At 61.7% G+C, this 15,136-nt stretch carries 13 protein-coding genes; 5 read left to right on the top strand and 8 right to left on the bottom strand.

The genetic code is table 11. The features are described from left to right. Nucleotides 1-76: 76 nt before the first annotated feature. Nucleotides 77-1,216 carry a ceramide glucosyltransferase gene (locus tag RZS28_RS15220; protein ID WP_407338586.1) on the top strand — a complete coding sequence of 380 codons (1,140 nt, stop codon included), beginning with the start codon at nt 77-79 and terminating at the stop codon, nt 1,214-1,216. Between the two features lie 183 nt (nt 1,217-1,399). Continuing rightward, a complete protein-coding gene (locus tag RZS28_RS15215) occupies nt 1,400-1,897 on the top strand; it encodes a hypothetical protein (protein ID WP_407338585.1) in 498 nt (165 codons plus the stop codon). Nucleotides 1,898-1,991: 94 nt separating this feature from the next. Here RZS28_RS15215 and RZS28_RS15210 read toward each other — a convergent pair whose 3' ends face one another. The 7 genes from RZS28_RS15210 to RZS28_RS15180 form a co-directional block, all read right to left on the bottom strand. Continuing rightward, nucleotides 1,992-3,749, bottom strand: coding sequence for an NAD+ synthase (locus RZS28_RS15210; protein ID WP_407338584.1), 1,758 nt, complete (start codon nt 3,747-3,749; stop codon nt 1,992-1,994). Further along, entirely contained in the window at nt 3,746-4,549 is an 804-nt protein-coding gene (locus RZS28_RS15205) for a DODA-type extradiol aromatic ring-opening family dioxygenase (RefSeq protein WP_407338583.1), read from the bottom strand. The genes RZS28_RS15210 and RZS28_RS15205 overlap by 4 nt, the downstream gene beginning before the upstream one ends. A 129-nt stretch (nt 4,550-4,678) precedes the next feature. Continuing rightward, nucleotides 4,679-6,067, bottom strand: a complete 1,389-nt coding sequence (locus RZS28_RS15200) for a class II 3-deoxy-7-phosphoheptulonate synthase (RefSeq protein WP_407338582.1) — start codon at nt 6,065-6,067, stop codon at nt 4,679-4,681. Nucleotides 6,068-6,251: 184 nt separating this feature from the next. Then, nucleotides 6,252-7,670: a glutathione-disulfide reductase gene (gor, locus tag RZS28_RS15195; RefSeq protein WP_407338581.1), complete on the bottom strand. Its 1,419-nt coding sequence runs from the start codon at nt 7,668-7,670 to the stop codon at nt 6,252-6,254. 154 nt (nt 7,671-7,824) lie between these two features. After that, nucleotides 7,825-8,406 (bottom strand): DUF2059 domain-containing protein, encoded by a 582-nt coding sequence (locus RZS28_RS15190; protein WP_407338580.1) that lies wholly within the window; start codon nt 8,404-8,406, stop codon nt 7,825-7,827. Nucleotides 8,407-8,444: 38 nt separating this feature from the next. After that, on the bottom strand, nt 8,445-9,155 hold the full coding sequence (rpiA, locus tag RZS28_RS15185; protein WP_407338579.1) for a ribose-5-phosphate isomerase RpiA: 711 nt from the start codon (nt 9,153-9,155) through the stop codon (nt 8,445-8,447). A gap of 117 nt (nt 9,156-9,272) precedes the next feature. Next, the gene (locus RZS28_RS15180; protein ID WP_407341138.1) at nt 9,273-9,599 is read right to left on the bottom strand and encodes a hypothetical protein; all 327 of its coding nucleotides are present in this window, start codon (nt 9,597-9,599) and stop codon (nt 9,273-9,275) included. Between the two features lie 209 nt (nt 9,600-9,808). Between RZS28_RS15180 and RZS28_RS15175 the strand changes: the two genes are divergently transcribed. Together RZS28_RS15175 and RZS28_RS15170 are read left to right on the top strand one after the other, a co-directional pair. Next, nucleotides 9,809-10,507, top strand: coding sequence for an HAD-IA family hydrolase (locus RZS28_RS15175; RefSeq protein ID WP_407338578.1), 699 nt, complete (start codon nt 9,809-9,811; stop codon nt 10,505-10,507). A gap of 165 nt (nt 10,508-10,672) precedes the next feature. After that, on the top strand, nt 10,673-10,831 hold the full coding sequence (locus tag RZS28_RS15170; RefSeq protein WP_318655035.1) for a DUF3309 family protein: 159 nt from the start codon (nt 10,673-10,675) through the stop codon (nt 10,829-10,831). 360 nt (nt 10,832-11,191) lie between these two features. Here RZS28_RS15170 and ettA read toward each other — a convergent pair whose 3' ends face one another. Beyond that, nucleotides 11,192-12,844, bottom strand: coding sequence for an energy-dependent translational throttle protein EttA (ettA, locus tag RZS28_RS15165; protein WP_407338577.1), 1,653 nt, complete (start codon nt 12,842-12,844; stop codon nt 11,192-11,194). A 223-nt stretch (nt 12,845-13,067) separates the two neighbouring features. Here ettA and RZS28_RS15160 point away from each other — a divergent pair, with 223 nt between their 5' ends. Beyond that, a complete protein-coding gene (locus tag RZS28_RS15160) occupies nt 13,068-15,113 on the top strand; it encodes a hypothetical protein (RefSeq protein WP_407338576.1) in 2,046 nt (681 codons plus the stop codon). The last annotated feature ends 23 nt before the right edge of the window (nt 15,114-15,136 follow it).

The raw sequence follows: 15,136 nt of genomic DNA, 5'->3' as shown, positions 1-15,136 counted from the left end.
GGGGCCGCCGGCGCGTTGGGCGTTCAGATAGTGCTTATTCACGACCGCTCAAGGAATCTAGCTCGGGAGCGCGAGAATGATGATGATTTATGGAGCTGGCTTGCTCTGCCTCGCGCTGACGGCCATCAATTTCATCAGCATCGGGATCGCCATCGCGCGGGCGAGGCCCCGGCGGCGCCCGCTGCCGCCGCCGAATCGCGCTCCAGCGGTCAGCCTGGTCCGGCCCGTCTGCGGCCTTGACAATTACTGCGAAGAGACCTTGGGATCGAGCTTCAATCTCGATTATCCGGACTATGAGGTGATTTTTTGCGTCGCGCGCGCGCATGACCCGATCGCTCCGGTCGTGCGCCGGCTCATCGCCGACCATCCCAAGACGCCGGCGCGATTGATCGTCGGCGACGAGAAAGTCAGCCATAATCCAAAGCTCAACAATTGCGTCAGGGGTTGGGACGCGGCGCGCCATGACTGGATCATTCTCGCCGACGCCAATGTATTGATGCCGAGGGATTATATCCAGCGCCTCCTGGCGAGCTGGCGGCCCCGCACCGGCCTCGTTTGCTCTATGCCGCTCGGCTCCCGGCCGCAAAATCTCTGGGCCGAGCTCGAATGCGCCTTCCTCAACACCTTCGAGGCGCGCTGGCAATATTGCGGCGAAACCCTGGGATCAGGCTTCGCCCAGGGCAAGACCATGTTGTGGCGGCGCGACATCATGGAGCGGGGCGGCGGAATTCGCGCGCTCGCCGCCGAGATCGCCGAGGACGCCGCCTCGACCAAGCTGGTGCGCCGTCAGGGCCTTGTCGTCAATCTTGTCGATAGTCCTTTCGAGCAGCCGCTCGGCTTTCGCGCGATCCGCGAAGTCTGGATGCGGCAGGTCCGCTGGGCGCGGATGCGGCGCAAGACGTTTCCGATCTTTTACGCCCCCGAAATCTTCGCCGGCGCTGTATTTCCTTGCATCGCCGCGGCCTATGTCGCCTCAGCCATGGATTGGAGCGTCGGAGGCGTCGCGTTGGCGACCGCCATAGCCTGGTATGTTCCTGAAGCGCTTCTGGCCTGGACGAACAAATGGCATTTGTCCTGGCGCATGCCTTTTCTTTTCATCCTGCGCGATCTGATGCTGCCGATTATCTATATCGACGCCTGGATCACAAATGATTTCGTCTGGCGCGGCAATGAAATGAGCCTGCGCGAGGAACAACCGAGCGCCGAACGGGGTTAGGCGCCGGCGGCGAGCAGATGCCGGTTCGATACATATAACGCATATTTCCCGGTTAGGTCTTGGTTTGAATTTCTGCAGCGGGTGGATTGCGGCCGGTCTACTTTCATGTCACCGGGTAAGAATTCGGCCGTTTTATAGGGGTTAATCTTGCACTCGGGTCAGCTTACATTTTAAGCTTCGGGCATGACGAATATACGCCGCCTTGGAGAGCTTCATGTCCAGACCGCTAGAACCAAGGCTTTCCGCGTGTTTGCGTTTGCCGGAGCTGTGTTCCCTGGCGAATGGAGCAATCTCTACATTGAAGCCATTACGCAAGATTTACTTGAGTTTGCCTTTCATGCAAGGCGCGTAAATCAGATTTGCGATCTCGATACAAAGAAATTTTCTTCAATCAAGGTTCTTCCAGTTGTCATATCTGAGAATGATCCTGGAAATTGGGTAGAGAACTACGATTGGGCTCTCAACCGCTTAATGCACGCCCGGGAATTTGAGTTCGGCAACTGTCATTCCGATCACCGGATCCTCTTTCCGAATGCAGAAAGCAATCTCATTCCGTTATATGTCAAGGTTGCGACTGATCAGCGCTCAATGGAAACGATAAGCCTTTTTGGACTGGTGAATTGTTTCCTCTGCGTGGTCATTCCGGAGGTTCGTAGACGATTTCCAAATTGGTTATTCTGATGCCCGCGCTCGATTGAGTTGGCGTCTCCTGCCCCGCCGACCAAGCTCCATGGCGGGATGCGAAAGAAGCCGGGCGGAGCCCTGTAGCTATCCCTTACTCTTCGGCGGTGGAGAGGCTCTCCTCCCCGGGGTCCCGGTCTCGCGACCCCGCAACCACTGCGCCCGAATCGCGAAACCGATTGACGATCGGATAGCGCCGATCGCGGCCGAAATTCTTCTTCGTCACCTTGACGCCCGGGGCTGACTGGCGCCGCTTATATTCGGCGAGATAGAGTAGTCTTTCGATCTTTTTCACTGTCTCGAGATCGTAGCCTAGGGCGGCGACATCGGCGACGCGCATCTCCTTTTCGACGAGCCCTTCGAGAATGGCGTCCAGCGCGTCATAGGGCGGCAGCGAATCCTGATCCCTTTGATTCTCGCGCAATTCGGCGGACGGCGGCTTCACGATAATATTGCGCCCGATGACTTCGCCGTCGGGCCCGAGCGCCCCTTCCGGCCTCCAGCGGTTGCGCAGCTCGGCGAGGCGGAAGACCTCCATCTTGTAGAGATCCTTGATCGGGTTGAACCCGCCGTTCATGTCGCCATAGATCGTCGCGTAGCCCACCGACATTTCGGACTTGTTGCCGGTCGTGACCAGCATCGAGCCGAACTTGTTCGAGACCGACATCAGCACCGTGCCGCGCGCGCGGCTCTGGATATTTTCCTCGGTGACGCCGGGCGTCGTTCCCTTGAAGATGGGGGCGAGGACTTTCTCGAAACCGTCGACTGCGGGCGCGATCGGCAAAATATCATAGCGAACCCCAAGCGCCCGCGCGCAGCCTTCCGCATCGGCGAGAGATTCGTTCGACGTGAAGCGATAAGGCAGCATGATGCAATGGACGCGCGCGGGCCCGAGCGCATCGACCGCGATTGCGGCGCAAATCGCCGAATCGATCCCGCCCGAAAGCCCCATGACGACGCCGGGAAACCCGTTTTTATTGACATAGTCGCGAAGGCCGAGCACGCAGGCCGCGTAATCCGCCTCGTCGCCCTCCTCGATCTTGCATTTCGGTCCCTCGACGCAGACAAAGCCCTTCGACTTGCGCTCCCACACCGTCTTTGCGACCATGGGCGCAAAAGCCGGAAGCTGAAGCGCGAGCGACGAATTGCCGTTGAGCGCGAAGGAAGCCCCGTCGAAGACGAGCTCGTCCTGGCCGCCGATCTGGTTCAGATAGATGAGCGGAAGCCCGCTTTCGACGACGCGCGCGACCGCGATGGAGAGGCGCTCGTCCGTCTTGCTTCGCCAGTACGGCGAACCATTGGGCACGAGAAGAATTTCGCCGCCCGTCTCGGCGATGCACTCGACTGGGTCCGGGCCCCAAATGTCCTCGCAGATCGGTATGCCGACGCGCACGCCTTTGAAGACGATCGGCCCCGGCATCAGGCCCGGCTTGAAGACGCGCTTTTCATCGAAGACGCCATAGTTCGGCAAATCGACCTTGAAGCGAACCGCCTCGATCTTGCCGTGGTCGAGAAGCGCATAGGCGTTATAGCAGTCCTTGTCCTTGCCCCAGGGAAGCCCGACGAGAAGCGCGGGCCCGCCATCCGCCGTCTCGGCCGCGATCTCCTCGCAGGCCGCGCGGCAGGCCTCCAGAAAGGCCGGCTTCAGGACGAGGTCCTCGGGCGGATAGCCGCTGATGAAAAGCTCGGAAAACATCAAAAGATCGGCGCCGAAACCGGCGGCTTCGGCCCGCGCGGCGCGTATCCGGGCCACATTGCCGGCAATGTCTCCGACCGTGCAATTGACCTGCGCGAGCCCAATGACAAGGCGGTTCGCCGGCGCATCAGGGTGCGGAGCTTGGATCTCAGTCATTCGAAAATATAGGCGTCCATGGCCATGACGCCCCACTGGACCGAATGATGAATGCGTCTGCCCTTGGCGCCCTCGCCGGCCGCGCCAAAAGCGAAAGGCAGCGGCAGGAAGTGATCCTCGGTCGGATGGTTTTCCCGCGCATGCGGCGCGAGGCTGCGATAATCCGCGATCTCGTCGATCGCCCCGGCCTCCGCCTTCGCCAGGACCCAATCGTCGAAATCTCGCACCCAGTCCAAGACCGGCGCATCGAACTCGCGCCCGCCCTTGAAGACCTCGTCGAGATTATGCGTAAGGCTGCCGGAGCCTATGATCAGCACGCCATGCTTCCGCAATGGCGCCAGCGCCCGGCCGAGCGCAATATGATGGCCGGCGCCTTGATCGGACTGGATCGCCATCTGCACGACCGGGATATCGGCTTCAGGGTAGATCAGCTTTAGCGGAACCCAGACCCCGTGATCGAACCCGCGACCGACAAGCTCCTGCGCCGGAAAGCCGGATTGCTCGATGAGATTTGCGGCGATCGTCGCGAGTTGAGGCAGCCCCGGAGCTGGATAAACCTCTTTATAAAGCTCCTCCTCGAAGCCTTTGAAGTCATATAGCATTCCTGGCTTCTCATCGGCGCTCACCGACGGGAGCTTCATGTCGAAATGAGCGGAGGCGATGAGGATCGCCTGCGGCCGGCCGAAACCCTGATCGACTAGCTCCTTGCCAAGCCCCACGAAAAAATCGCGCGCCGGGCTGTCCTGCAGCGCGAGGTTGGGCGCGCCATGCGAGATGAAGAGAGCAGGAAACGCGGTCATGACGCATTCCGAATAAGGCTTACGGCGTCTTCAAGCGAAGCCGATGCGCGTTCGCAAAAAGAAGGTACGACAAAACAAAAAGATGGTGCGTTTCCCGAATCCATCGAATTCGGAAACCGCCCGAGCGCCTCATTCCGCGGCGTCGGCCTCACTCCGTCCGCGTCCGATGCGTTCGGCCTTCAAAAGCTCGGCGACGAGGAAAGCGACTTCGATCGCCTGCTCGGCGTTGAGCCTCGGATCGCAATAGGTGTGATAGCGATCATGCAGGTCTGCTTCGGAGATTGCGCGGGCGCCGCCGATGCACTCGGTGACATTCTTGCCGGTCATTTCGAGATGCACGCCTCCAGCGTAAGTGCCTTCCGCCTGATGCGCCGAAAAGAACGTGCGGATCTCGCTCATGATCTTGTCGAAAGGCCGCGTCTTGAAGCCCGAGGCCGCCTTCACCGTATTGCCGTGCATCGGATCGCACGACCACACGACACAGCGGCCTTCCCGCTTGACCGCCCGGATCAGGTCCGGCAGGCGGTCGGCCGCCTTGTCGGCGCCGAACCGGCAAATCAAGGTGAGGCGTCCGGGCTCATTGGCCGGATTGAGAATATCCATGAGCTTGAGCAGCTCGTCGGCGCCGAGCGTCGGCCCGCATTTCAGCCCGAGCGGGTTCCTTACGCCCCGCGCATATTCGACATGGGCGTGATCGGGCTGGCGGGTGCGGTCGCCAATCCAGATCATATGGCCGGAGGTCGCGTAATGATCGCCCGTCGTCGAGTCGACGCGGGTCAGCGCCTGCTCATAGCCTAGAAGCAAGGCCTCGTGCGAGGTGTAGAAATCGGTCTGGCGCAGCTCCTGATGCGATTCAGGATCGAGCCCGATCGCCCGCATGAATCCGAGCGTCTCGGTGATGCGGTCGGCGAGCTCCTGATAGCGCGCGGATTGCGGACTGTCCTTGACGAACCCCAGCATCCAGCCATGCGCGTTCTCGAGATTGGCGTAGCCGCCAGACGCAAAAGCGCGGATGAGGTTCAAGGTCGCCGCTGACTGCCGATAGGCGTCGAGCTGGCGGCTGGGCGCCGGCTTGCGCGCCTCGGCCTCGAAAGCGATGTCGTTTACGATGTCGCCTCGGTAGCTCGGCAATTCGACGTCGCCGATCTTTTCCATCGGCGCCGAACGCGGCTTGGCGAATTGGCCGGCGATCCGGCCGAGCTTGACGACCGGCAAAGCGGCGGCGAAGGTCGTGACGACCGACATTTGCAGGAACACGCGAAAGAAATCGCGGATATTGTCTGCGGAATGCTCGCCGAAGCTCTCGGCGCAATCGCCGCCTTGCAGGAGGAAAGCTTCGCCCTTGGCGACCTTGCCCAACATGCTCTTGAGCTTGCGCGCCTCGCCGGCGAAAACCAGCGGCGGAAAGCCGGCGAGTTGGCGCTCGACCTCGCCGAGCGCGGCGGCGTCGGCGTAATCGGGCGATTGCTGGATCGGCTTGCCTCTCCAACTGGCAGGCGACCAAACATCGACGGGCATTGGTTCCAAGCTCCCTGGGCTACGCCCTTAAAACCCCGCGTTTCAAAAACGCCTTATACAGGGGTTTTCGCAAATGGCGATACCGGCCTATTTACTCCATCCCGCCTGGCTCACGGGCGGTGCAATATCCGGGCGCGCCTATCGGGATCCGCCTTGACCGGAGCGGCGGCTGAGCGGCCGCCCATCAAGAGTCCCCGACGGCCGCGCCCGGACCTTCTTCGCCGATCGTCTCACGCAAATGGCGGGCCGTGCGGGTGCGCATGGTGACGAGCTCTTCGGCCGAGGTCGGATGCACCGCCATGGTCGCGTCGAAATCGGCCTTTTTCGCGCCGAGGTTGACCGCGATCCCCAGAAGCTGCGCCATCTCACCGGCGTCGTCGCCGAGGACATGAACGCCCAGGACGCGGTCAGTCAGCCCATCGACGACGATCTTCATCATGGTCTTGTCCTGACGCCCCGACAAGGTCGCCTTCAGCGGGCGAAAGCAGGCCTCGTAAATGTCGACGCAATCATAGCTCTCGCGCGCTTCAGCCTCGGTCAAGCCCACGGTTCCAAGTTCCGGCGTCGTGAAGACGGCGGTTGGAATATTGGCGTGTGAAACCGCGGTCGGCTTGCCGCCGAAAACTGTGTCGGCGAAAGCGTGCCCCTCGCGGATGGCGACCGGCGTCAAGGCGACGCGATTCGTGACGTCGCCAACAGCGTAAATCGAATTGACATTGGTTTTCGAGAACTCATCGACCTTGACGGCGCCGACGCGATCGAGCGCGACGCCCGCTTTCTCAAGGCCCAGGCCGAAAGTATGCGGCCGTCTGCCGGTCGCAATCATCACCTGATCGGCGTCGATCAGCTCGCCCTTCGTCAAGCACACATCGAACCCCTTGGCCTTTTTTTCGATGCGAATAGGCAACATGCCGAATTTGAAATCGACGCCGGCATGACGGAGCGCATCGCGCACGCCGACGCGCATATCCTCGTCAAAGCCGCGCAGCACATTGTCGCTGCGCACCGCGAGCGTGACATGGGTCCCGAGCCTTGCGAAAATGGAGGCGAATTCGACAGCGATATAGCCGCCGCCCACAATCACCATGCGCTCGGGCAATTCAGCCAGATCGAAGACCTCGTTCGATGTGATGGCGTGTTCGCGGCCTGGAACGTCCGGCTCGAGGACCGGCGCCCCGCCGGTGGCTACGAGAATGAAGCGGGCGCGCATCGTGCGGCCATCGGCGACTATACGCACCGTGTGTGGGTCCAGGACTTCGGCGCGGCTGTCGAGGATCGTCACGCCGGCTTTGCTGAGATTGGCGCGGTAAATCGCGGAAAGGCGCGAGATCTCCTGCTCTTTCGCGGCGACGAGCTTCGACCAGTCGAAGGACGGCTTGGCAACGATCCAGCCAAAGCCCGCCGCATCGGCGAAATCATCGGCGAACCGGCTCGCATAGACCATCAGCTTCTTCGGCACGCAGCCGCGGATCACGCAGGTGCCGCCGACCCGAAACTCTTCCGCGACCACCGCCTTGGCGCCATAGCCGGCGGCGATCCGCGCCGCGCGCACGCCGCCGGACCCTGCGCCGATGACGAAGAGATCAACGTCGAAATCGGCCATCGCAACAACTCCATCGCCTGCCGGTCCGGAGACCGAAGGCAGGGCCGGACGCCCTATAGGTCATGTCCGAGAAAGGCCTCGGTTTTCGGGAGAAAATGATGCGAGAATTATGCAAGCCCAGCAAGATCGCGTCCAAGCGCCGGCGCGGCCGCGTTCAGAGCTCGTGACCTTTCTGCTTCATCTCCACCCGCACGCGGGTCATCATGTCGGTCGAGATCTTGCCCTGCCAGCCCTGCATCGCGGTGACGACATCGGTCAGGAAGGCCGGCTGCGTGTCGACATATTGCTTTCCCGCCGGACTTTCGAAGAAGGTCACGGCCGTTCTCAAGTCCTGCTCGCTCATCCGCTTCACATAGATCTGCGCCGCTATGTCGACCATTTCGTCGGCCTGCTTGTCGAATTCAGGCTTCAGGTCCGTCAGCACGGTATTGAGGTCGCGGATGAGTTCCGGCCGCGTCTGCGTCAGGGCGGTCGCGATCTGATCCATGAATTGAGGAATGACGATGCTGAAGGAGCGCGACATTCCTGAGGCGACCACGAGCCTGCGGGCGAGGGCGAGCTGCGAGGCGGTCGGCGCGCCTTGATTTGCGCCGCTTGAACCTGCCGCCGGGTTTGCCGGAGCCCCAGGCGCAGTTTGCTGCGCCTGCGCAATTTCCACGGCCGCGAACGAGAGCGCAAGCAGTAGGACGAGACAAAAAGCCGATAGCAATCGGCGTTTATCGAAACTTGTGCGCAAGCGAAAAACTCCTTGGTGCTGCATCCTACATAGGCGCCTCAGCCGAGCTCGCCAAAAATCTCGACGCCGTCGGGGCCGGCGCTGATCACGGCCTTGGCGATCCCAATGAACAGGCCATGCTCGACGACGCCCGGAATAGCGACGAGCCGCGCCGCCAGTTGATTGGGATCGGGGATGGAGCCGAGGAAGCAATCGACGATGAAATGCCCATTATCGCTGACGAAAGGATGGCCGCTCGGGGTCTTGCGCAAGCGGATCTCGCCGTCGCAGCCGCTGGCCTTCGCCGCCGCCAGGATCATGCGCCGCGTCACTTCGAGGCCGAAAACATTGACTTCGACAGGCAGAGGGAACTTGCCCAGCGTCACGACGGCTTTCGACGAATCGGTGATCACGACCATGCGACGCGACGCCATGGCGACGATCTTTTCGCGCAGATGCGCGCCGCCGCCGCCCTTGATCAAGCGCAATTGGGGGTCGAACTCGTCGGCGCCGTCGACCGTCAGGTCGAGTTCCGGCGTGGCCTCGATGGTCGATAGCGGGATTGAAAAAAGCTGCGCCTGGGTCCTTGTGCGCTCCGATGTTGGAACGCAAATGACCTGCAATCCTTGCGCGACCCGGAGGCCAAGAAGCTCGACGAAATGCGCCGCTGTCGTCCCGGTTCCAAGGCCTAGCCGCATGCCGGGAGTCACGAGATCGAGCGCCCTTGCGGCGGCAAGTCGTTTGGCGTCATCCGGGTTGAGGGCGGTCATGAAGCGCTCACCTGATTTCGGGCGGGAATTCTTCCGCTCCGCCGGGGTTAGTCCCTTGCGGGCGCCTCCGTCAACCCTGCGCCGGCGCGACGATTCCCTCTAAGGGCGCGGCAGGGCTCATCTCGCCGGCGGCGTGCAGACGACGGCGTCGTTCAAAACATAGCAAACCGACATCATGCCGGTGCGCAAATCAACCCGGAAAACGCCGCTTTCGCCAATGTGGTGTGAGGAAACGAGAGAATATTCGCTCGGCGCTTGAGGTCCGGCGCCTTCGCCGGGCGGATAGCAGAGCGTGACTCCGACCGAGCCCTCCTTCAATCCATATTGACAGGCGCCAATCTCGCCCGTCGCCCGATCGAGTCGGTAGACGCGGTTGAGATCGGTCGCCGGGCAGGCGAGAAATTCGTAATTCGCCGCCGCCGCGCTCTGCGCTGCTCCAATCATCGCCGCGAAGGCTACGAGGCAATAGCGCGGCTTCGCCGAACAAGGGAAACGCAAGGCCCATATCATGTAAAGCTCCCTGAGCTTCAGCTTATATGCGATTCGTCGGTCGAGAGCTTATAAGCTGCGGCGGAAGCAGCCGCCATTGGAAAGGCGCCGGCCCCTCACGGTTGGCCTTGACCATGCCCGGCGCTCAACTTAAGTCTGGTGCAATGCAACAAGATCCGCAAACGCAACCTCTCCTTGTCTTTGACCTCGACGGCACGCTTGCCGACACAGCGGGCGACCTCGTCTCGACCTTGAACGCCATTTTGGAGCGCGAAGGCCTCTCCGGCATCGCCTTCGACGAGGCGCGCGCCATGGTCGGCGCCGGGGCGCGGGCCTTGGTTCAGCGCGGCCTCGCGGCGCATGGCGTGAACGCGAGCGAAGCCCGGCTCGACGAGCTATTCGCCGAATTCCTCGCCCATTACGAGGCGCATATCGCCGATGCGACGGTTCTCTATCCAGGCGTCGCCGAAGCGCTCAATCGATTCGAGGGGGCGGGCTGGGGCTTCGCCGTCTGCACCAACAAGATCGAATACCCCTCGGTTCTGCTGTTGACCGCGCTAGGCGTCGCGGAACGCTTCCGGGCGATCTGCGGCAAGGATACGTTCGCGGTCAGCAAGCCCGACGGCGAGGCGCTTTTGCAGACGATCGCGCGAGCCGGGGGCGACCGTCGCCGCGCCATCATGGTCGGCGATTCCAAGACTGACATCGACACCGCGCGCAACGCCAATATTCCGGTCGTGGCGGTCGATTTCGGCTACACCGACAAGCCGGTCAGCACGTTCAAGCCGGACCGGATCATCAGCCATTTCGACGAATTATGGGACGCGGTCGAAGGGCTTGGCGAGGTGTTTCGCGTCGCTTGACGCAAGCGAGACAGCGACCGGAGACGCCTCTTCGAGAGAAACATCTCCATCAAGGCGTCTTGGAAACATTTGAACTAAACCATCACGTTTGGAGTTCTCTATCGTACGCTCAACGATCAATTCGTCGGGCGATCTGCCAAAAAACGATCTGGCCGGAGAAAGACGATGAGCACTCTTCTTATCATCCTAATTTTATTGTTACTGTTTGGCGGCGGCGGCGGTTACTACGCCTATAACACCTATGGCGGAACGGGCCTCGGCGGCGTGCTCGGCACGGTTCTCGTCATTTTTCTAATCCTCTGGCTCCTCGGCCTCGTGCGCTGAGCAATACGCCACAAGCGAGCGCGGGCTCGCTCTGATCGGAGCGGGCTATCGGCGGAGGCGCCGCCCGCCGATAGGGATCTTATAGGCACGGTCGCGAAAATCGAGGACGGCGGTTTACTCGCCCTCGCTGACGATGATCTTGCCTGTCGAATTCGGCTGCAGCTTGATCGCGCTCCCCTTGAAGCCCGCAGCTTTCAACGCTCTCTCCGAACATCGTCAAGATCAGGCAAAACAGCCCATCGCGCAAATCTACGCGCCCGGAAGGAACCACCGTCGATTTCGGCCTTCGTGTCCCGAGCTCTTTGAATTGAGCCGGATTTAGGCTTACGCCCGTTCTCAGCCAGGCGCAGAGAAACAGGCCTAGCGCGAAAATTTCTTATATTTCAGCCGGTGCGGGATGACGCTGTCTATGCCTAGGCGGCGTTTCTTGTCTTCCTCGTAATCGGCGAAATTGCCTTCGAACCATTCGACATGGCTATCGTCCTCGAAGGAGAGAATATGGGTCGCGATGCGGTCGAGGAAGAAACGGTCATGCGAGATGATGACGGCGCAGCCGGCGAAATCGGCCAAGGCCTCTTCGAGCGCGCGCAGCGTATCGACGTCGAGATCATTGGTCGGCTCGTCGAGCAGAAGAACATTGGCGCCTGATTTCAGCATTTTGGCGAGATGCACGCGATTGCGCTCGCCGCCGGAGAGCTGGCCGACCTTCTTCTGCTGGTCCGCTCCTTTGAAGTTGAAGGCGGATGTGTAGGCGCGGGAATTGACCTCGCGCTTGCCGAGATAGATCAACTCATTCCCTCCTGAAATTTCCTCCCAGACGTTCTTCTTGCCGTCGAGCGAATCGCGCGATTGGTCGACATAGCCGAGCTTGACCGACTCGCCGATTTCGATGGAGCCCTTATCCGGCTTTTCCTGGCCGGTGATCATGCGGAACAAAGTGGTCTTGCCGGCGCCATTCGGGCCGATCACGCCGACAATGCCGCCGGGCGGCAATTTGAACGAGAGATCGTCGATCAGAAGCTTGTCGCCGAAGCCTTTCGAGAGATGCGAGAATTCGATGACATTATTGCCGAGGCGCTCGGCGACCGGAATGACGATCTGAGCGGCGGTCGGCGCCCTGTCGTTCTGCTTCTGGACGAGGTCCTCGTAGCGCTGGATGCGCGCCTTGGATTTGGCTTGGCGCGCCTTGGGGCTCGAGGCGATCCATTCCGATTCCGCTTCGAGCTGGCGCTGGCGCGCTTCGTCCTCACGGCCCTCCTGGGCGAGACGTTTCTGCTTTTGCTTCAGCCAGGACGAATAATTGCCCTCGTAAGGAATGCCGCGGCCGCGATCGAGCTCGAGAATCCATCCCGTCACATTGTCGAGGAAATAGCGGTCATGGGTGACGATCAAGATCGCGCCGGGATAGGTGCGCAAGTGGCCTTCGAGCCAATTGACCGTTTCGGCGTCGAGATGGTTCGTCGGCTCGTCGAGAAGCAAAAGCTCGGGCTTTTCGAGCAGAAGCCGGCAGAGCGCGACGCGGCGGCGCTCGCCGCCGGAGAGCTTCCCGACTGGCCAGTCATCCGGCGGACAGCCCAAGGCCTCCATAGCGAGATCGACCTGGGCGTCGAGGTCCCATAGGCCCTGCGACTCAATCTCGTCCTGAAGCCGCGTCATCTCGTCGGCGGTCTCGTCGGAATAATTCATGGCGAGATCGTTGTAGCGATCCAGGATCGCCTTTTTCGCCGCGACGCCCAGCATGACATTGCCGCGCACGTCGAGATTTTCGTCGAGCGGCGGCTCTTGCGGCAAATAGCCGACGCGGGCGCCCTCGGCGACGAAACCTTCCCCGGTGAACTCCTTGTCGATCCCCGCCATGATCCGCAGGAGCGTCGATTTGCCGGCGCCGTTGACGCCAAGCACGCCGATCTTGGCGTCGGGATAGAATGAAAGATTGACGTTTTCGAGGACCTTTTTCCCACCGGGATAGGTCTTCGTGAGGCCCTGCATATGATAGATGAATTGCCGCGCCATGAGGCTCGCGTCTCGCCGTCAGAGAAGAGTGAAGTCGAAAGGCTATGTAGCCGCGCGCAGCCGCGCGGTCCATACGAATCAGAATTTTGTACGAAAGAAGATCGCAAAAAGACTAGTCTTGTCTTTGTCAATGTCATAATCGGTTGCTTGCGACCCTAGGCCAGTCAAGAGACAATCTTAAAAAACATCGCAAGCTCAGCTCCCATTAAGAAGGATTTGCACCTTGCCCGACAGTGGATTGCGCGATTTTGGAGCAATCATCCCCGGCTCCCAAGCAGGGAAGCCGAACGACGCAATAGAGCCTCTCGCTTCCGCCCCGAACCCCGCGATTGAGCCCTTGCCCTATTCGCCTGCAGGGACAATCTTCGCCGCCGACATCCCCGAAGCGGCCGACGCGCTCGGGCTCGACGCATCGCTCGATCTTCTAAGTCAGCTTGCAACCCATGCGCGAACGGAAACGCCGCTCGCCATCGGTCTCCTGGGCCGTTCCGGATCGGGCAAGAGCCTGGCCTTGACCAGGCTCATCCATTCAATCGACGCCCTGAGCGCCGCCGCTCGAGCGGGCGGCGAGACCCCTTTCTTGAGCAAGATCGTCACGCTGCGGATCGACGCCGTCGAGATCGACGGCCATCCCGCGACAGCCCTCGCCGGAGCGCTTCATGCGAGCCTCGCCGCCGCGTTTCCAGCTTTCACGGTCGAAGCCGCGCATGCCGCGAGCGATCCGCGCGTCGCGGCGCGCGAGGCTTTCGAGCGGCTCGACGCCGCCCGCCGCAAGCTCGATGCCGAGAGGAGCGCGCTCGCCGAGGCCGAATCCGGACGCGCAAGGCTGACGGAATCCGTGCTTTATGAGGCGACCGGCTCCCAGGTCGACGCCTATGCGCGCGCCAACCGAAGCCGGATCAAGACGGCTCTGGCGGCGCTCGGCGTCACGAACGATCCGATCCGCGACTACAAGGACATGGTGCGCGCAATCGCGGACAGGGACGGCGGCGGACGCGCAGGCTTCGCGCTGCGCGCCTTCTGGGCGTACAAGGGCCAGACGAGGCTGATCGCGACAGCGCTGGTTCTAGTGCTTGCCGGCATAGGCCTCGGCCAGGCGGTCGCCGATCAAACCATCTGGCTTGGCTGGCTGCGCGCGAATGAGCAACTCGGCGCCGCCGCGACCTGGTTCGAGACCCATATGGATTGGCTCTTGACCATGCGCCAGATCGCCTTTTTCGGCGCAGCGGTCGCGATTGCCCTCAATGTCTGGCGCGCTTTGCGTCTCATTCAAATCGCGTTTCGCGGCGAGCGCTTGTTGCAGGCCGATCTTTTCGCCCGCCGGCGCGAATCGGACGGACATTTCGGGCATCAGACGCGACGCGTGGAAGCGCTGACAAACGAGGTGGATAATCTCACGCGGCGCGCAGCCGAAGCGGAACGGCGCGCCGGGGGTCTTCAAGCCGCGAACCCCGCGCTGGCCGAGCCGCCGCCCTTCGCGGTCGACCTTGTCAAGCAACAGGCGCAACGCTTCATCGCGGCTGTTGGCGCCTTGATGCGAAAGGGCGGCCGGTCCGGCGCAGATCCCAAGGCCGCAGCCATTGAGACGCCGCAACGCATTGTCCTCGCCATCGATAATCTCGACGCCGCGCCTGCGTCTCGCGCGCGTGAAATTCTCGCCCATGTCCGCAGCGCGCTCGGGCCGGGCTTCGTCGCCCTGGTCGCGTTCGATCCCGCGCGGCTCGGCCATGGCTCGGGCGAAGATGAAACGAGCCTCGACAAATGGATTCAGGCGCCGTTTCAGGTCGGCGAGATCGCCGCGCGCTCCGATTATTCGGCGCTCGTCCAGGACATTCTTCAAGGGGGGTCCGTGCCGAAGCGGCAGCCTCCGGCTCCCGATCCGCGTCAATCCGCGCTCGACGAGCCCGTTTCGGAAGCCGAAGCCAAGCTTCTCGCCGAATTAGCGCCGCTCGCCGGCAGTTCGGCCCGCGCGGTGAAGCGTTTTGTCAATCTCTACCGGCTCGCCCGGACGCAGGCGCGAGACGCGCAAGACCATGAAGGCGCACTCGCCTTAATGCTCGCCCTGAACGCCGGCGGAACGCAGGGCGAAATCGCCGCCATGAACGACGCGCTTTCCGGGACGGTCGGGGAGATCAGCGTCGACTTGCATCAGGGCGGGTTGCGGCTCACCAAAGCGCTTGCCGCGGTTGAAGCGGCGCAAGGCAGAATAGGCGTCGACGCCGCCCGCCGCGCCGCCGCGCTGGCGAGGCTTTTTTCGTTCAACGCATAACGCAAAGTAAAGACGCCCGGCGA

The sequence above is a fragment of the Methylocapsa polymorpha genome (assembly GCF_045689225.1).
GTDB lineage: Bacteria > Pseudomonadota > Alphaproteobacteria > Rhizobiales > Beijerinckiaceae > Methylocapsa > Methylocapsa polymorpha.
Note: the sequence above shows the minus strand (reverse complement) of the source record. Positions and strands in the feature narration are given on the sequence as shown.